Raw genomic sequence first — 15,612 nt, 5'->3', positions numbered from 1 at the left:
ATGCCCCACTTGCCCCGCACCCTGCTCCGCACCTGGCTCCACCTGAGTGGCGCGGCCCTGTTGGCCGCCACAACCGGCGCTGCCTTGGCCAACAACCCGGCCCCTGCCCCAGCCACGGCAGCCAGCACACCCACCCTAGCGCTCACGCCCGCCGTGCGCCCCGGTGCGCCCATCACGCTCAACTTCGTGCAGGCCGAAATCGACGCCGTGGCGCGCGCCATGGGGGTGCTGGTCGGGCGCCACGTGGTGGTGGACCCGCGCATCAGCGGCACGCTCAACCTGCAAACCGAGCGCCCCGTGACGCCGGCGCAGGCGCTGCAACTGTTCAGTTCGGCGCTGCGCCTGCGCGGCTTTGCCATCGTGGAAAGCCAAGGCCTGCTCAAGGTGCTGCCCGAGGCCGACGCCCGGCTGCAAAGCGGCGCGGTGCTCGATGAAGCCCAAATGCCGCGTGGGCAGCAGATCGTGACGCAGATCTTCAGCCTCACGCACGAAAACGCCAACCACCTGGTGCCCATCCTGCGCCCGCTGGTGAGCGCGCACAACCCGATCAACGTCAATGCGGGCCAAAACAGCCTGATCATCACCGACTACGCCGACAACCTGCGCCGCATCGCCCAAATCATTGCCGCCTTTGATGTGGCCAACGCCACCGGGGTCGAGGTGATTGGGCTCCAGCACGCGCTGGCGGGTGAGCTGATTCCGGTGCTGCAGCGCCTGCTCGATGGCGATGCCGCCGCTCCCGCCGCCGCTGGCCAGCCCGCCACCGCTGCTGCGGGTTTTCGCACCGTGCTGCTGCCCGAGCCGCGCAGCAACTCGATCATCGTGCGCGCCGCCAACCCGGCCCGGGTGGCGCTGGTGCGCTCGCTGGTGGCGCAACTGGACCGCGCCCCCAGCGGCGGCGCACAAGGCAACATCCACGTGGTGCACTTGCGCAACGCCAACGCCGTCGAGCTCGCCACCACGCTGCGCGCCGCACTGGCTGCCGACTCCGGCCTAGGCGGCGACACCAGCCCCGCCACCGGCGCAGCCACCGCCCCGGCGGCTGGCGCACCCGCAGGGGCCTTGGGAGCGCTGCGTCGCACCGCTGCCGGGGCCGCCGTGGGTGCCAGCGGCGGCGCAGCGGGCGCTGGAGCAGCCCCTGCCCCCAGCAGCACCGGCGGCCAAATCCAGGCCGATGCCGCCACCAACTCGCTCATCATCAGCGCCCCCGAGCCGGTGTTTCGGCAGTTGCGCGCCCTCATCGAGCGGCTCGACACCCGGCGTGCGCAGGTCTTCGTCGAGAGCGTGATCGCCGAAGTCAGCGCCGACCAAGCGAGCGAATTCGGCATCCAGTGGCAGCAGTTGATCGGCCGCTCGGGCGCTGGCACCATCGGCTTTTTGGGCACCAACTTCGGTGAACGGGGAGCCAATCTGCTCAACCTGGCCACGGGTGCTCAACAAATGCCCTCCACCGGCCTCAACTTGGGGCTAGCGCAGCGCATCAACGGCAGCTACGTGCTCTCGGCCTTGGTGCGGCTGCTGGAGCAAAGCGGGCAGGCCAATATCTTGTCCACCCCCAACCTGCTCACGCTCGACAACGAGGAAGCGCGCATCGTGATCGGGCAAAACGTGCCCTTCATCACCGGCAGCTTCACCAACGTCGGCGGCCAAGGTGGCGCCGTCAACCCCTTTCAGACCATCGAGCGGCGCGATGTGGGCCTCACGCTGCGGGTGCGGCCGCAGATCAGCGAAAACGGCACCGTGCGGCTGTCGATCTTCCAAGAAGTGAGTTCGGTGGTGCCGGCCTCCATCGGTTCGCCCACCGGCCCCATCACCAACACGCGCTCGATCGAGTCCAACGTGCTGGTCGATGACGGGGCCGTGATCGTGCTCGGCGGCCTGCTGCAAGACGAATACGGCGCCGCCCAAGACCAAGTCCCCGGCCTGAGCCAGCTGCCGCTGTTGGGCAGCCTGTTTCGCAGCGAACGGCGCAACCGCAACAAAACCAACCTGATGGTGTTTTTGCGACCCGTGATTTTGCGCGACCAACGCGCCAGCGACGCGCTGTCACAAGACCGCTACGACCTGATCCGCGCCGCCCAACAGCAGCAGCAGCCCACCCCCAGCGCGGTGCATTCCATCAACCAGGCCCCGGCGCTGCCAGCGCTCGACTTGAGCCAGCCGCAACTGCCCTTGCGCTTGCTGCCCCAACCCACCCCCACGGCACCCGCCCCGCAATCCACCCCATGAGCCGCCGCCACCCGCTGCCCTACGCCTTTGCGCGCCAGCACAAGCTGCTGCTGCTCGACGAATCGGGCCAGCAGACGCTGCTCATCGGCCACTGCACCGAGCCCGCAGCCGCCCGCGCCCAACTGCAAGCCATCAACGAGGTGCTGCGCCGCCACGGCCCCTGCGCCTGGCAGGCCAGCGAAGCCAGCGCTTTGAGCGCGCACATCAGCGCCGCCTACGCCGAGCGCGACGCCGACAGCGCCGCCGCCGTGGTCAGCGAAGTCGAGAGCGAAGCCGACCTCGGGCGCCTGATGCAAGAGCTGCCCGCCATCGAAGACCTGCTCGAAGCCGCCGACGACGCCCCCATCATCCGCCTGCTCAACGCGCTGCTCACGCAAGCCGCCCGCGATGGCGCCAGCGACATCCACATCGAGCCCTACGAGCGCCACTCCAGCGTGCGCTTTCGCATCGACGGCATCTTGCGCGAAGTGGTGCAACCCAACCGCGCCCTGCACGCCGCCCTGATCTCGCGCCTAAAAATCATGGCCGAGCTCGACATCGCCGAAAAACGCCTGCCCCAAGACGGCCGCATCAGCCTGCGGCTGGGGCAGCGCGCCATCGACGTGCGCGTCTCCACCCTGCCCAGCGCCCAGGGCGAGCGCGCCGTGCTGCGCCTGCTCGACAAATCGGGCCAAAAGCTCACCCTGCCCGCCGTCGGGATGCAGGGCAGCACGCTTGAGCGCTTCGAGCACCTGATCGCGCAACCGCACGGCCTGGTGCTCGTCACCGGCCCCACCGGCAGCGGCAAGACCACCACCCTCTACGCCGCCTTGCAGCGGCTGGACGCGCTGCGGCTCAACATCATGACCGTGGAAGACCCGATCGAGTACGAGCTCAGCGGCATCGGGCAAACCCAGGTCAACCCCAAAATCGAGCTCAGCTTCGCCCGCGCCCTGCGCGCCATCTTGCGCCAAGACCCGGACGTGATCATGATCGGCGAAATCCGCGACTTCGAGACCGCGCAAATCGCCATCCAGGCCTCGCTCACCGGCCACCTGGTGCTGGCCACCCTGCACACCAACGACGCCGCCAGCGCCGTCACACGCCTGACCGACATGGGTGTCGAGCCCTTTTTGCTCAGCAGCTCGCTGCTGGGCGTGCTGGCGCAGCGGCTGCTGCGCAAACTCTGCCCCCACTGCCGCCAGCCCGGCCCTGACGGCCACCTGCACCCCGTGGGCTGCAGCCACTGCGGCCACACCGGCTACGCCGGGCGCAGCGGCATTTTCGAGCTGCTGCTGGCCGACGACGCCCTGCGATCGCTGGTGCACCAGCGCGCCCCCGAAGCCGCACTGCGCGCCGCCGCCCAAGCCCAAGGCATGACCCTGCTGCGCGACGACGGCGCCCGCCTGCTGGCCCAGGGCCTCACCAGCCCCGAAGAACTGCTGCGCGTGACGCGGGAGTGAGGGGGGGGTACGGGATCTTTGATATACACGTATAATCAAGGCAGTCAACGCCCAAAGGACTGCCATGCTTGCCATACGACTACCCGAGCAAATCGAAAGCCGGCTGAGCGCGCTAGCGCACGCCACCGGACGGACCAAGACCTACTATGCACGTGAGGCGATCATCGAGCACTTGGACGATCTAGAGGATTTGTACTTGGCTGAGCACAGGCTGCTACAGGCCCGCGCCGGACGCAGCGAGGCGCACTCAATCGAAGAAGTGGAGCGCCGCCTTGGCCTATCTGATTAAGATTGATGGTGCCGCTGAAAATGACTTGTCCAAGCTCGACAAACCAGTTGCCAGACGCATCACCGCATTTTTGCGTGAGCGCGTGGCGCTGCTGGATGATCCCCGCAGCATCGGAGAACCGCTCAAAGGCTCGAGCTTGGGTGCGTTTTGGAAATACCGCGTCGGCGACTATCGAGTCATAAGCCTGATCGAAGACGATGCCCTGCGAATTTTGGTCATTCGTATCGGTAACAGGCGCGAGGTGTACCAGCGCCGCCCATGACGGCGGCTGGTCGGTCGCCAGGGCCAAGAGCAAGGGCCTCAGATCGCTATCGAGCGCATTCCGCCTGCTCGCCCAGGGCCTCACCAGCCCCGAAGAACTGCTGCGCGTGACGCGGGAGTGAGGGGGGCGGGAACACCCACCCTGCCGCGTCCAAGCGCTGAGGCTCACACGCCGCGAAGGAAGCGCTTTCGGGAGATCGGGCGGGGCAACACAGCATCCGCATCAATGACCAGTGGCGGGTGTGCTTTGTGTGGGATGCAGGGCATGCTAGGCAGGTTGAAATCGTGGATTACCACTGATGGAGGAACACACCATGACACGCGAAGTACCCCTCATCCATCCGGGTGAAATCCTGCTCAAAGACTGGCTCGAACCCTTGGGGATTAGCCAGTACGCGTTGGCCAAGGCGATTGATGTGCCGCGTCGGCGCATCAATGAAATCGTGCAAGGCCACCGGGCCATCAGCGCGGATACCGCTGCACGGCTGGGTGCTTTCTTTGGCGTCGATGCCGAGGGCTGGCTGGCCTTGCAGGCGCACTACGATGCGCAAGTGGTGCGCGAGCGCCTAGCCGATGTGCTGCCCCACATCCCGCGCTACGACCGCCCTGCTCACAAACCCATGACAGCCCGGGTGGCCTCCCTCTGATCGATGCCGCTTGGGAAAAGTTTGTATGCCGAAACCGTGGCCTGACACCATTTTCCTCAAAAAAAAGCGCAAGGCGGCTTCAAGCCAGAAAATTCCCGTTACAATAACAGGGCGATGACCGAGCTTAATGTGGAAGACACCCCACCAGCAGCCGAGACTCATCCTGACCTCAGGCTGGCCGGGGCCGCGAGATCAGCGGGTAGGTCAGCCTCAGGCGGCTGCGGCTGCGGGATTGGTGATGAAGCCGTGTTTGAGCAGCATCTTCATCCAGCGTGGGGCGTTGCGCTCGACGTTGAGCGCCTCATAATCAACCTCCTTGTCCCGGTAGTGGGTGCCATGGGTGAGCATGGCGTAGATGGTGCGCAGCATCTTGTGCGCCAGCGCGATGATGGACTTCTTGCGCCCCTTGCGGATAGTCAGCGCATCGAACTTGGCCTTGAGCGCACAGCGCGTTCGAGCCGCAGCTTGGGAAAACTCGCACAACAGCCTTCGCACCCAAGCGTTGCCCTTGCGGATGCGCCCGCACTTGCGCTTGCCCGCGCTCTCGTTGTTGCCCGGGCAAATGCCGACCCAGCTAGCCAGGCGCTCAGCGCTGCCAAAGACGCTCATGTCTGCGCCAATCTCTACCAGCAGCATGGCCGCGCCCTGCTCGTCGATGCCGGGAATGGTTTGCAGCAGCGTCAGTTGCGCCCGCCAGGGCCGCAGACCTTCGAGCAAGTACCGATCAAAGCCCGCTATGCGCCGCTCCAGAGACTCGATGTGCTGCATGATCTCATCGGCTACGAAGCGGTGCGCGGCGCTGAACTGCTCGGTGCATAGGGCCTCGAACAACTCGTCTCGGCTGGCACGCAGCCGCCCCTTGTGATCGAGCACCTCGTGCATGGGCTGGCCGACAATCAGCGCCTTGATCATCGCACGCGCACTGCTGCCGTGGATGTCGGAGACCAGCACGTTGAGGCGAATGCCCGCATCCACCAGCACCTTGTGCAGCCGGTTCTTCTCGGCGCTGCACATGCCCACCAGCTTTTGCCGCTGGCGTGCAACCAAGCGCAGTTGGCGCATGAGCTGGGGAGGGATGAACGAGGCGCGCAGCAGCCCCGCACGCGCCAGCGTGGCCAGCCACTGCGCATCGGCCATGTCGGTCTTGCGACCGGGCACGGCCTTGACGTGCCTTGCGTTGACCACCCAAGCGATGATGCCCACCGCCTCCAGTGCCGCAAACGGGCTCTTCCAGTACACGCCCGTGCTCTCCATGACCACTACCTCGGGTGCGATTTGCAGCGCCCACTGCGCCAAGGCGCGCCGATCACGCTTGAAGGCACCAAAGTCGCGCTTGGTCACCTGCACGCGGCCGTCATCGTGCTCGACGACGGCACACGCGGTGATCTTGGCTTGGTGAACATCGAGCGCGAGCACGCGCTTGTGCATCGGGGTCAAATCCATTGCATCTCTCCTAGCAGCTTGAACGATAATCACAAGCGTGCAGGGCAAGCATGGGTGCCGCAGACCAACGGCCTGCCGGGCAAGCCCGGCGGCTCCATTTAATGTGGGCTGTCAGGCATGCACTGATCCGACTGGGTCAGGGCAGCGCCCGCAGGCAATCCAGGGTACGAGTGGTCGGCGGCGGGTCAAGTTAGGAATCGCGGTCAATGTGCCATCAAAGGTTTGACCGACCTCTACCCAAGCTCGCCCGCACACCCCCTCAGTGTCTTCCATCGTCCGGGGTGTCGCGCAGGATTCATGAGAGTTAGGGGGAGGAAACCCGGCCGCGCCTGATCGGTGCCTGCGATCCACCTTTTTTGCAACTTCACACGACGGCTTTTTGTCTGTGCGGCTCATGCACTGCGTGCCAGTGCGTGTGCGCGCCAGCGAACTGAGCCAAGCAACCCGGTCTTATTCCACTTCAACAGGGGTATTTTGCATGAGAGTTCTAAAATTTCTGGCCATCGCAGCCGCAGCGGCTTCGCTTGCGGGCTGCTTGGGTGGCGGCGATGACGTGGTTGCAACGGGCACGCTGCCTCCTACCACGCCTCCTACCACGCCTCCTACCACGCCTCCTACCACGCCTCCTACCACGCCTCCTGCCACGCCTCCTGCCACGCCTCCTGCCACGCCTCCTACCACGCCTCCTACCACGCCTCCTACCACGCCTCCTGCCACGCCTCCTACCAGCCCCCCTATCGCCGCCACAGCACCCACCACGCCTGCGGAACTAACTGGGCAATTCAACTGGGCCCTGCCTGCAGCACCAGCAGGATCCACACCGAGCATTGCCACCAGCGGTAACATGGCAGTTAGCGTGATACGTCATGATGGCCAAACCGAAACCGTGCAGACCAACGTGGCGGCAACCACAACCCAAGCTCAAGTGGCTTTTGGCCTATCCAACTTCCTAGGCAGTAACGTGGTAGTTAACGTCACCGGGATTGGCACCAACACTTGGCAAACCCGCGCCACAGTAAACAACACCCCCGTCTCCGTGTTACTCGACGACACGGGCAATGTAGCCGTGGCCTGCCTTCCCGGTCCAACAACTTCACAAAGTACAGTGGTTTTGCTGTCGCACAACCTGCGCCGGGTCACTCTGACTGAAGCCCTTGATGGCCCCAACAACATTGCAGGCCAAACTTTTGATGCGATCGATTGCTTCCATAGTGAAATTGCCGGAGTTGGCGGGCACACAGGATGGATCCGCTTCAACAACGACGGATCGACGGTTTCTGGCAATGATGCCGACGCCCTCCAGCCTATTCCAGCAGACGCACTCACTAGGGTTCAGGTGGACGCCATGCTGAGCCCGGCTGGACTTAGCTTGTTGCCTGCCGAAAATACAGTAGACCGGGCTCAAATCTACGAACTCGTTATAGACGGGCAAAGGATGTTTTTTATCCTTTATCACGCCAGTGAGGGCGGCGGGATGCAACAAGACGTAATGCTCTTGATTCGGCGCTGAAATCACAAAGGGGAGGGGGAAATCGCGGTCAGACCACGGTTTTCTTCTGCCCCAAGCCCCTGCCTTCGGGTAGGTGCTTGATAAAATTTAAGCCCCGTCCTTCGCAAGAGGGGCGGGGTTTTTTCAGATGTGGCGTGGTGGCAGCTATGCCAGCACGACGGTGGTGCGAACCTCAACCTTCAGCGCGCGCTTGATGGCGGCGAAGATCGCGGAAATGTTGCTCATGGTCGGATTGCCCGAGGCCGACAGCATCCGGTGCAGGCTTTTTGCCGGCTTGTGAATTTCCTCGGCCAGCGACTCGAACCCTACCGTCGCGTTCACCAGATCGCGCAGGATGAGTTTGGCGCTATCGGGCTCGCCGTCGATGAGCAGGGTGATCGCCTCGTCCAGCAGGGCCTGGGCAAACGCCGGATCGCTCTGCACGCGGGCAGCCACGGTTTTTTTGAAATCACGGGTCAGTGCCATCGTCCTTGGCCAAGTAGATGCGGTAACCCGGCCCCCAGTCGATCTTGTACTCACCAATGCCCCGGAACCACTCCACATTGGAGAGATTGCCCTGTTCCATCCGCGCAGCGGCTACATCTGCTCACCCAAATGGCTATACACCCGCGCCAGGAAGCGGGTGTGCGCCTGAGCGATTTGCGCCGGATCGAGCAGTTGGGTCTCAACCAGCAGATCGATATCCCCACCGCGCTGCCCGTCGGCCACCCGCGAGCCAAACAGGCGCAACACGACGCCGGGCCCAAAGCTGCTCAGAGCGGCCTGCTTCAGGGTTTGGCGTTCAAAGGCGGAAAGGCGCATCGTGCGGTGGTTGAAAGGCTTGGGGGATGATAGCGCAACGACAATGGGGTCCGGCCACGTTTTGCGTGTAGGCTCATACATCGTCGGATAAGGCTTGGGCTTGCACCGTTATCCGCTTCTAGCGGATAATGGAAGTCATGGTTTTTGTGGAACTTCCGATCTTCATCCGCTGTGCAGCCGAACTGTTCGCGGATGAGGATATCGCCGCGCTGCAGAACACCTTGCTGGAAAATCCCGCCGCTGGCGACTTGATTCCCGGCGGCAGGGGGCTGCGCAAGTTGCGTGTTCCGTTGCCTGGCAGGGGCAAGCGCAGTGGGGCACGGGTCATCTACTACCACTGGGTGAGCAAGGAGCAGTGCTACTTGATCTATGCCTATGCGAAAAATGTCAGCACCAATCTGACACCCGTTCAACTGCGGCGGTTGGCCGAGATCATGCAAGCGGAGATACCAGATGAATGACCAACAGTTCGACGAGTTGCTCGACAGCGTGCGCGACATGGGGCGCCATATGCGCGGCGAGAAGCTGCTGGGCGTTCGCGTGCAGGCGTTTCCTGAGCCCGATGTCAAGGCGATCCGTGAGCGCACCGGTCTGTCGCAGAGTCGTTTCGCCCACCTGATCGGCGTCAAGCCCAAGACCCTGCAGAACTGGGAGCAACATCGCGTGCGTCCAGCAGGACCTGCGCGCGCCTTGCTAAAGATCGTCGAAGCCAACCCTGATGCGCTCTCGGCGCTTCACGCATAGAAACGGCTTCGATGGCTTGGAATTTGCCGTGCGGGCGGGCTGTCGCGCCCAAGCCGCCTGCTCAATGCGGCGGCTTGGCCTCGAACTGGGCCGCGTTCTTGCCTTGGAAGGGCGCGTAAAAGGCCTTGATGGCGGCCATGTCGGCCTCGAGGTTGCCGCTGGGCACGAACAATGGCCCTAGGCCGCTGCGCTTGCGGGTGTAGTCCATATAGGCCATGACGATGGGCACTTGGGCACCCTGCGCGATGTAGTAAAAGCCGGTTTTCCAGTAGCGCGTTTTGGCGCGCGTGCCCTCGGGCGACACGATGAGCTGCAGCGGGGCGTCGGCCTCGGCAATGGCACGGGCCGATGCCTCCACCAGGTTGCCCGACTGCTCCCGGCTGACCGAAATGCCGCCCAGCCAGCGCATCAGGGGCCCAAAGGGGGACTTGAACAGGCTGTGCTTGCCCATCCAGTAGGGGGTCAGGCGCAGGGCAAAGGAGACCATCAGCGTGTAGGGCAAGTCCCAGTTGCTGGTGTGGGGGGCGGCGATCAACACGCTCTTGGCCGCCTCGGGTGGCAGGCTGCCTTCCACCTTCCAGCCCGTGAGGCGCAAAAAAGCCAGCGAGCCGCCGCGCAGCAAGGTGTTGACGACTGGCGTGGTGAAGATGGTGCGGTGCATGGGCCCTGAGTATCGCCGAAGCGCCCCTCAAGCCCGCGCATCGCCCCAGCGCAGCGGAAAGCGGTCGTCGCCCACGTAGGTGGCGTGGCCGTGGCGGTCCACGCAGTAGCTGGGCGAGACGATCATGTCTTGGAACAACATGCCGGCGCCGATGCGGGTGTACTCGAACAGCACGCTGCGCTCGACCCGCGCACCGGCGCGCACGTGGCTTCCGTGGCCGATCCAGGCCGGGCCGATGACCGAGCTGCCGGGGTCGAGCCGCACGCTCGAACCCAGATACACCGGGCCTTGGATGTGCACCGCGTTCCAGTCGATGCGGGTGTTGAGCCCCGCCCACACGCCGGGGCGCACCTCGGTGCCGGGCATGCGCATATCGGCCAGCTCGCCGCGCAGCACGCGCTGCAGCACCGACCAGTAATCGCTCACGCGCCCGATGTCGATCCAGTTGAAGCTGCGCTCTTGGGCGTAAAAAGGCAGGTCGCGCTCGACCAGCAAGGGGAACAGTTGGCTGCCGATGTCGAACACCTGGCCGCTGGGGACGAGCTCCAGCGCGGCGGGCTCGAAAATGTAGATGCCGGTGCTGGCGTGGGTGGATTTGGCCTCGTGCGGCTGCGGCTTTTCCTGGAAGGATTGCACCCGGCCGTCGGGCCCGGCGACCACGATGCCGTAGTTGCCCACTTGCTCGCGCGGCACGTCCAGCGTCACCACACTGGCCAGTGCGCCCTGGCGCTGGTGCTGCTCCAGCGCAGCGCCAAAGTCGAGGTCGATCAGCGCGTCGCCGCACAGCACCAGCGTGGTGTCGTCAAAAAAGCCGCTCTGGTCTTGGATGTGGCGCATGCCGCCCGCGGAGCCCAGCGGGCGCGGCAGGATGTCGCCGTGGTCATACACGCCTTCGTAGGAGTAGCCGAGCTCGACGCCCCAGCGGTGCCCGTCGCGAAAGTAGTCCTCGATCTTGCGGTGGTTGTAGGCCACGTTGACCATGATCTGGCGCACGCCGTGGCGCGCCAGGTGCTCGATCAGGTACTCCATCACCGGCTTGCCCAGTATGGGCACCATGGGTTTGGGCAGGTCTTTGGTGAGCGGGCGCACGCGCGTGCCCTGCCCGGCGGCGAGGATCATGCCTTTGGCCATATCGTGGTTTCGTGTGGCGGCCGGCGGGTGGGCGCGGCTGCGCTTGGGTTGAGATTAATCCTGCCAATGATAAGCCCGCCAACTATCGGCGAGAATACCTAAAATCGATCCATCCCTGCTTGGCCGTCGGTAGGGTTGGCGTGGTGGTCGGCGTTGCGCTTGGCTGGCCCAGCGCAGACTGCGCCCATACCCTTGCCCCACTTGACTTGGTCCTTGTACACATGCTTGCGCGAATTTTTGGGTTGGCCGCTCTGGCCCTGCTGGTGGTCGGCTGCGCCACACCCACCCCACCGCCTGCTGCACCCACCCCGAGCCCAGCACCGGCCGCTGCGGCCGCACCCGGCCTAAGCACACTGCCCTTCGAGGGCGGCCGTCTGCTGCTCGACACCCGCAGCGCCGCGTGCAGCATCACCTTGCAGGGCGAGATACACGAAGGCACGGTGCGGCGCCTGCACACGGGTTTGCAGCAGTTGCAGGGTGCGCGCTGCAGCAGCCGGCGCCTGTTGCTGGAGGCCACGGCGGGTAAGCTGGGCAGCGCCATCACCATCGGCTCGATGCTGCGCAACCGCCAGTTCGACACCCAAGTGCAGCCGGGCCGCACCTGCGACACGCCCTGCCTGCTGGTGTTTGCCGCCGGCACGCAGCGGGTGCTGCCGCTGCTGCCACAGCCCGCCTTGCTGGCTTTCACGCCGCTGCCGCCCGACCTCGACTTTGGCCCGCGCACCTGCCACAGCCAGCCCAACGCCGCACAAAAACTCACGCTGGCGCGCTACCTCAACGCCATGCTGCCCGAGCCCGGTTCCAGCAACGTGCTGCGCCAGATTATGGCCGCCGACTGCAACGGCCCGACCCGCATCGGCGCGCAGCAGACGCTGGCCATGGGGCTGGCCACTTCGACTGTGGCGCGCTAAAGCCGGCAGATTTTGCTCTGCCACCCATCCAGCCATCCGCCGTTTGTGGCAAGCTACTGGACATCACAACCGGAGCCATTTCATGGGAATGCCAGTAGAAGTCCTCGCATCCGAACTGTTGCAGTTGCCCAAGGCAGAGCGCATTCGTCTGCTGGACCAGATTGTTTCCAGCCTAGATGCCGATGCAGCGCGCGATTCGGCTTGGGACGCCGTAGCGGCGCAGCGAGACGCTCAAGCCGACAGCGATCCGTCGGCGCTGCTCGCGCTGGACGACGTGCTTGGCAAGCTGCGCGCCGCAGTGCAATGACCCGTTCCATCCACCGCCTGGCCGCCGAAGACCTTGCACAAGCCGTGCGCTTCTACCAAAACGAGGCCGGGGCCGGGTTGGCACGCCGGTTTTTAAACGAGTTTGAGCGGGTTGCCCAGCTGCTGGAGCAGCATCCGGGCCTTGGCACGCCGACTGCTGATGGCCGCCGAGCCCACCCCCTATCAGACTTCCCTTACTCGCTCATCTACCGCCACGAGGGCCTTGAACTGCGCATTCTGGTTGTGCGCCACCAAAGCCGCGACCCCGAGCACGGCGCAGGACGCAGATAGCCCCCTCAATGCGCCTGCTCCCAGTTGGCGCCCACGCCCACTTCGGCCAGCAGCGGCACCTTGAGCTGCGCCACCGAGGCCATCAGTCGCGGCACTTCGCTGCGCAGCCAGTCTAGTTCAGCGGCGGGCAGCTCGAATACCAGTTCGTCGTGCACCTGCATGATCATGCGGCTGGCGCGGCCTTGGGCGTCGAGCGCATGCTGCACCGCCACCATGCTGAGCTTGATCAGGTCGGCGGCGGTGCCCTGCATCGGGGCGTTGATGGCGGCGCGCTCGGCGGCGGCGCGGCGCGGGCCGTTGGGTGAGTTGATCTCTGGCAGATACAGGCGCCGGCCCAGCACCGTCTCCACGTAGCCGCAGGCCTTGGCTTGGGCGCGGGTGGCGTCCATGTAGCGGCGCACACCGGCAAAGCGCTCGAAGTAGCGCTCGATGTAGTTGCGCGCCGCCGTGTTGTCTATCCCCAGCGCCTTGGCCAGGCCAAAGCTGCCCATGCCGTAGATCAGGCCAAAGTTGATCGCCTTGGCGGCGCGGCGCTGTTCGCTGCTCACCTGCTCGGGCACCAGTCCAAAAACCTCGGCGGCGGTGGCGCGGTGCACGTCCTGCCCGGTGTGGAAGGCGCGCAGCAGGGCCGGGTCGTCGCTCAGGTGCGCCATGATGCGCAGCTCGATCTGCGAATAGTCGGCGCTGGCGATCAGGTGCCCGGGCGCGGCCACGAAGGCTTCGCGCACGCGCCGGCCCTCGGGGGTGCGGATGGGGATGTTTTGCAGATTGGGCTCGTTGCTCGACAAGCGCCCGGTCACGGCCACGGCCTGCGCGTAGTGGGTGTGCACGCGCCCGCTGCGCGGGTGCGCCAGCGCGGCGAGCTTGTCGGTGTAGGTGTTTTTGAGTTTGGAGAGCGAGCGGTGCTGCAAGATTTGGGCCGGCAGCGGGTAGTCTTCGGCCAATTTTTCCAGCACCTCTTCGTCGGTGCTGCGCGCGCCGGTGGCGGTTTTCTTGAGCACCGGCAGGCCGAGGCGGTCGTACAAAATCTCGCCCAACTGCTTGGGGCTGCTGAGGTTGAAGGGCTGGCCGGCGCTGGCGTGGGCCTGCGCCTCCAGCGCCACGATGCGCTGGCCCAGCTCGTGGCTCTGGCGCGCCAGCGTGGCGGCGTCGATCAGCACGCCGTGGCGCTCGATGCGGTACAGCACCTCGGAGCAATCGATTTCGAGCGCATACACCGCGCCCAGTTTGGCATCGGCCTGCAGCCGCGGCCACAGGCGCTGGTGCACCTGCAGCGTGAAATCGCTGTCTTCGCAGGCGTAGCTGCTGGCGCGTTCGATGTCCACTTGTGCAAACGGTATTTGCTGCGCGCCCTTGCCGCACAGCTCGGCGTAGCTGGTGCCGCGCAGGCCTAGATGGCGCTCGGCCAGGCTCTCCAGGCTGTGCGGCAGGTGGGCTTCGAGCACGTAGCTTTGCAGCAGCGTGTCATGGTCCAGCCCGCGCAGGGCTATGCCGTGGTTGGCGAACACGTGGCGCTCGTATTTGATGTGCTGGCCGAGCTTGGGCGCGGCCGCGTTTTCCAGCCAGGGGCGCAGGCACTCCAGCGCCTGCTCGCGCGGCAGTTGCGGCGGCGCGCCGGGGTAGTCGTGCGCCAGCGGCAGATAGGCCGCTTGGCCCGGTTCGATGCTCCACGAAAGGCCGACGATTTCGGCGCGCAGGGGGTCGAGCCCGGTGGTTTCGCTGTCCAGCGCCACCAGCGGGGCCGCTTGCAGGCGCTCCAGCCAGGCGTGCAGCGCCTCCCAGGTGAGCACGGTCTCGTACTGGCAAGGTGGCGCGGTGGGTGCGGTATCGGCGCCCTCCGCGGCCCCCTGCCCTGCCTGCGCCGCCTCAGCCAGCCCGAAGGCGGCCACAGCAGCGCCTGGTGCATCAAGCCCCATCCCACCAAGCTGATCGGCCCCGGACTGTGCGACCCCGGCCCGGCCCGGAACCGCTTCCAGCGATCGCACCAGCGTCTTGAAGCCGTAGCGCTGGTAAAAATCGCGCAGCGCCGCCTGATCCGGCGCTTGCAGGCGCAGCGCTTGCTGCAAGGGCGCGGCAGGGTCTAGGTGCGCGCTCAAATCGCAATCGGTCTTGATGCTAAGCAACTGGCGCGCCGTGGGCAGCCAATCCAGCGCCTGGCGCAGCTTTTCGCCCACGGCACCGGGCATCTGCGCGGCTCGCGCCACGATGGCGTCGAGCGAGCCGTATTCGAGCAGCCACTTGACGGCGGTTTTGGGCCCCACCTTCTCCACCCCGGGCACATTGTCCACCGCGTCGCCCACCAGGCACTGGTAGTCCACCATCTGCTGCGGTGGCACGCCGAATTCGGCCTGCACCCCGGCCACGTCGCGCCGCTTACCACTTAGCGTGTCGATGACCGTGATGCGCGGCTGCACCAGTTGGCTCAGGTCTTTGTCGCCGCTGGAAATGAGCACCTGCATCCCGGCTGCGGCGGCTTGCTGCGCCAGGGTGCCGAGCACGTCGTCGGCCTCCACACCGGGCACGCACAGCACCGGCCAGCCGAGCAGGCGCAGCACCGTGTGGATGGGCTCGATCTGGGCGCGCAAATCGTCGGGCATGGGGCTGCGCTGCGCCTTGTAGGCGGGGTAGAGCGCATCGCGAAAGGTGGGGCCGGGCGCGTCGAACACGAAGGCCGCGCTCTGGGCCGGGTGCTCGCGCAGCAGCGCCTGCGCCATGTTGATGAGACCGCGCAGCGCGCCGGTGGCCGGGCTGCCGGGGTCGCCGGGTACGGCGCGCAGATCGGGCATGGCGTGGTAGGCCCGGTACAGGTAGCTGGAGCCATCGACCAGCAGCAGGGTGGGGGCCGTGGCGGGGTGGTCTGCGCTTGGGAGTGTGGCTTGGGTCATGCCCGCATTGTGCCGCCTACAATCGCAGCCTATGCAAGCCACCCTTTCTAGCGCCGGCGGC

At 65.5% G+C, this 15,612-nt stretch carries 17 protein-coding genes and 1 pseudogene; 12 read left to right on the top strand and 6 right to left on the bottom strand.

Annotated features, from left to right (window positions below; genetic code table 11):
- The 6 genes and pseudogenes from gspD to SRAA_RS01870 all read left to right on the top strand — a co-directional run bounded on the left by gspD (window position 1) and on the right by SRAA_RS01870 (window position 4,868).
- Window positions 1-2,229 (top strand): type II secretion system secretin GspD, encoded by a 2,229-nt coding sequence (gene gspD / locus SRAA_RS01890; protein ID WP_045533082.1) that lies wholly within the window; start codon window positions 1-3, stop codon window positions 2,227-2,229.
- On the top strand, window positions 2,226-3,671 hold the full coding sequence (gene gspE, locus SRAA_RS01885; RefSeq protein ID WP_045530668.1) for a type II secretion system ATPase GspE: 1,446 nt from the start codon (window positions 2,226-2,228) through the stop codon (window positions 3,669-3,671). The genes gspD and gspE overlap by 4 nt, the downstream gene beginning before the upstream one ends.
- Window positions 3,672-3,735: 64 nt before the next feature.
- Entirely contained in the window at window positions 3,736-3,960 is a 225-nt protein-coding gene (gene relB / locus SRAA_RS01880; RefSeq protein ID WP_045530667.1) for a type II toxin-antitoxin system RelB family antitoxin, read from the top strand.
- Window positions 3,944-4,222 (top strand): type II toxin-antitoxin system RelE family toxin, encoded by a 279-nt coding sequence (locus SRAA_RS01875; RefSeq protein ID WP_045530666.1) that lies wholly within the window; start codon window positions 3,944-3,946, stop codon window positions 4,220-4,222. The genes relB and SRAA_RS01875 overlap by 17 nt, the downstream gene beginning before the upstream one ends.
- 179 nt (window positions 4,223-4,401) lie before the next feature.
- A pseudogene (locus SRAA_RS12575) lies at window positions 4,402-4,521 on the top strand (type II toxin-antitoxin system RelE/ParE family toxin); the annotation flags it as partial.
- A gap of 14 nt (window positions 4,522-4,535) precedes the next feature.
- Entirely contained in the window at window positions 4,536-4,868 is a 333-nt protein-coding gene (locus tag SRAA_RS01870) for a HigA family addiction module antitoxin (protein ID WP_045533080.1), read from the top strand.
- A 210-nt stretch (window positions 4,869-5,078) separates the two neighbouring features.
- Here the strand turns inward: SRAA_RS01870 and SRAA_RS01865 are convergent, their stop codons facing one another.
- Window positions 5,079-6,311: an IS110 family RNA-guided transposase gene (locus tag SRAA_RS01865; protein ID WP_045530664.1), complete on the bottom strand. Its 1,233-nt coding sequence runs from the start codon at window positions 6,309-6,311 to the stop codon at window positions 5,079-5,081.
- An 844-nt stretch (window positions 6,312-7,155) separates the two neighbouring features.
- Here SRAA_RS01865 and SRAA_RS12570 point away from each other — a divergent pair.
- On the top strand, window positions 7,156-7,821 hold the full coding sequence (locus tag SRAA_RS12570) for a hypothetical protein (RefSeq protein WP_171820201.1): 666 nt from the start codon (window positions 7,156-7,158) through the stop codon (window positions 7,819-7,821).
- A gap of 144 nt (window positions 7,822-7,965) precedes the next feature.
- On the opposite strand, the gene SRAA_RS01850 is transcribed toward SRAA_RS12570, so the two are convergent.
- Together SRAA_RS01850 and SRAA_RS01845 are read right to left on the bottom strand one after the other, a co-directional pair.
- Window positions 7,966-8,286 carry a helix-turn-helix domain-containing transcriptional regulator gene (locus SRAA_RS01850; RefSeq protein WP_045530660.1) on the bottom strand — a complete coding sequence of 107 codons (321 nt, stop codon included), beginning with the start codon at window positions 8,284-8,286 and terminating at the stop codon, window positions 7,966-7,968.
- Between the two features lie 111 nt (window positions 8,287-8,397).
- A complete protein-coding gene (locus SRAA_RS01845) occupies window positions 8,398-8,622 on the bottom strand; it encodes a hypothetical protein (protein ID WP_082039846.1) in 225 nt (74 codons plus the stop codon).
- 128 nt (window positions 8,623-8,750) lie between these two features.
- On the opposite strand from SRAA_RS01845, the gene SRAA_RS01840 reads away from it, so the two are divergent.
- Together SRAA_RS01840 and SRAA_RS01835 are read left to right on the top strand one after the other, a co-directional pair.
- On the top strand, window positions 8,751-9,083 hold the full coding sequence (locus SRAA_RS01840) for a type II toxin-antitoxin system RelE/ParE family toxin (RefSeq protein ID WP_197538516.1): 333 nt from the start codon (window positions 8,751-8,753) through the stop codon (window positions 9,081-9,083).
- Entirely contained in the window at window positions 9,076-9,366 is a 291-nt protein-coding gene (locus tag SRAA_RS01835; protein ID WP_045530658.1) for a helix-turn-helix domain-containing protein, read from the top strand. Before SRAA_RS01840 ends, SRAA_RS01835 begins: the two co-directional genes overlap by 8 nt.
- Window positions 9,367-9,427: 61 nt before the next feature.
- Here the strand turns inward: SRAA_RS01835 and SRAA_RS01830 are convergent, their stop codons facing one another.
- Both SRAA_RS01830 and SRAA_RS01825 read right to left on the bottom strand, forming a co-directional pair.
- Entirely contained in the window at window positions 9,428-10,027 is a 600-nt protein-coding gene (locus SRAA_RS01830) for a lysophospholipid acyltransferase family protein (RefSeq protein ID WP_045530656.1), read from the bottom strand.
- Window positions 10,028-10,054: 27 nt separating this feature from the next.
- Complete coding sequence (locus SRAA_RS01825; protein ID WP_197538515.1) at window positions 10,055-11,146, bottom strand: nucleotidyltransferase family protein; 1,092 nt, start codon at window positions 11,144-11,146, stop codon at window positions 10,055-10,057.
- A gap of 233 nt (window positions 11,147-11,379) precedes the next feature.
- Between SRAA_RS01825 and SRAA_RS01820 the strand changes: the two genes are divergently transcribed.
- From SRAA_RS01820 to SRAA_RS01810, 3 genes are all read left to right on the top strand, one after another.
- The gene (locus SRAA_RS01820) at window positions 11,380-12,069 is read left to right on the top strand and encodes a hypothetical protein (protein WP_045530652.1); all 690 of its coding nucleotides are present in this window, start codon (window positions 11,380-11,382) and stop codon (window positions 12,067-12,069) included.
- Window positions 12,070-12,151: 82 nt separating this feature from the next.
- Window positions 12,152-12,376: an addiction module protein gene (locus SRAA_RS01815; protein ID WP_045530650.1), complete on the top strand. Its 225-nt coding sequence runs from the start codon at window positions 12,152-12,154 to the stop codon at window positions 12,374-12,376.
- Complete coding sequence (locus SRAA_RS01810; RefSeq protein ID WP_045530648.1) at window positions 12,373-12,666, top strand: type II toxin-antitoxin system RelE/ParE family toxin; 294 nt, start codon at window positions 12,373-12,375, stop codon at window positions 12,664-12,666. Before SRAA_RS01815 ends, SRAA_RS01810 begins: the two co-directional genes overlap by 4 nt.
- Window positions 12,667-12,671: 5 nt before the next feature.
- Here SRAA_RS01810 and polA read toward each other — a convergent pair whose 3' ends face one another.
- Window positions 12,672-15,551: a DNA polymerase I gene (polA, locus tag SRAA_RS01805; RefSeq protein WP_045530645.1), complete on the bottom strand. Its 2,880-nt coding sequence runs from the start codon at window positions 15,549-15,551 to the stop codon at window positions 12,672-12,674.
- Between the last annotated feature and the right edge of the window lie 61 nt (window positions 15,552-15,612).

Source organism: Serpentinimonas raichei (assembly GCF_000828895.1).
GTDB classification, from domain to species: domain Bacteria; phylum Pseudomonadota; class Gammaproteobacteria; order Burkholderiales; family Burkholderiaceae_C; genus Serpentinimonas; species Serpentinimonas raichei.
Note: the sequence above shows the minus strand (reverse complement) of the source record. Positions and strands in the feature narration are given on the sequence as shown.

What these genes read in the sequence shown, in the direction of transcription:
- gspD (WP_045533082.1), top strand. Translation starts at nt 1, where the DNA reads ATGCCCCACTTGCCCCGCACCCTGCTCCGCACCTGGCTCCACCTGAGT.
- gspE (WP_045530668.1), top strand. Translation starts at nt 2,226, where the DNA reads ATGAGCCGCCGCCACCCGCTGCCCTACGCCTTTGCGCGCCAGCACAAG.
- relB (WP_045530667.1), top strand. Translation starts at nt 3,736, where the DNA reads ATGCTTGCCATACGACTACCCGAGCAAATCGAAAGCCGGCTGAGCGCG.
- SRAA_RS01870 (WP_045533080.1), top strand. Translation starts at nt 4,536, where the DNA reads ATGACACGCGAAGTACCCCTCATCCATCCGGGTGAAATCCTGCTCAAA.
- SRAA_RS01865 (WP_045530664.1), bottom strand. Translation starts at nt 6,311, where the DNA reads ATGGATTTGACCCCGATGCACAAGCGCGTGCTCGCGCTCGATGTTCAC.
- SRAA_RS12570 (WP_171820201.1), top strand. Translation starts at nt 7,156, where the DNA reads ATGGCAGTTAGCGTGATACGTCATGATGGCCAAACCGAAACCGTGCAG.
- SRAA_RS01850 (WP_045530660.1), bottom strand. Translation starts at nt 8,286, where the DNA reads ATGGCACTGACCCGTGATTTCAAAAAAACCGTGGCTGCCCGCGTGCAG.
- SRAA_RS01845 (WP_082039846.1), bottom strand. Translation starts at nt 8,622, where the DNA reads ATGCGCCTTTCCGCCTTTGAACGCCAAACCCTGAAGCAGGCCGCTCTG.
- SRAA_RS01840 (WP_197538516.1), top strand. Translation starts at nt 8,751, where the DNA reads ATGGAAGTCATGGTTTTTGTGGAACTTCCGATCTTCATCCGCTGTGCA.
- SRAA_RS01835 (WP_045530658.1), top strand. Translation starts at nt 9,076, where the DNA reads ATGAATGACCAACAGTTCGACGAGTTGCTCGACAGCGTGCGCGACATG.
- SRAA_RS01830 (WP_045530656.1), bottom strand. Translation starts at nt 10,027, where the DNA reads ATGCACCGCACCATCTTCACCACGCCAGTCGTCAACACCTTGCTGCGC.
- SRAA_RS01825 (WP_197538515.1), bottom strand. Translation starts at nt 11,146, where the DNA reads ATGATCCTCGCCGCCGGGCAGGGCACGCGCGTGCGCCCGCTCACCAAA.
- SRAA_RS01820 (WP_045530652.1), top strand. Translation starts at nt 11,380, where the DNA reads ATGCTTGCGCGAATTTTTGGGTTGGCCGCTCTGGCCCTGCTGGTGGTC.
- SRAA_RS01815 (WP_045530650.1), top strand. Translation starts at nt 12,152, where the DNA reads ATGGGAATGCCAGTAGAAGTCCTCGCATCCGAACTGTTGCAGTTGCCC.
- SRAA_RS01810 (WP_045530648.1), top strand. Translation starts at nt 12,373, where the DNA reads ATGACCCGTTCCATCCACCGCCTGGCCGCCGAAGACCTTGCACAAGCC.
- polA (WP_045530645.1), bottom strand. Translation starts at nt 15,551, where the DNA reads ATGACCCAAGCCACACTCCCAAGCGCAGACCACCCCGCCACGGCCCCC.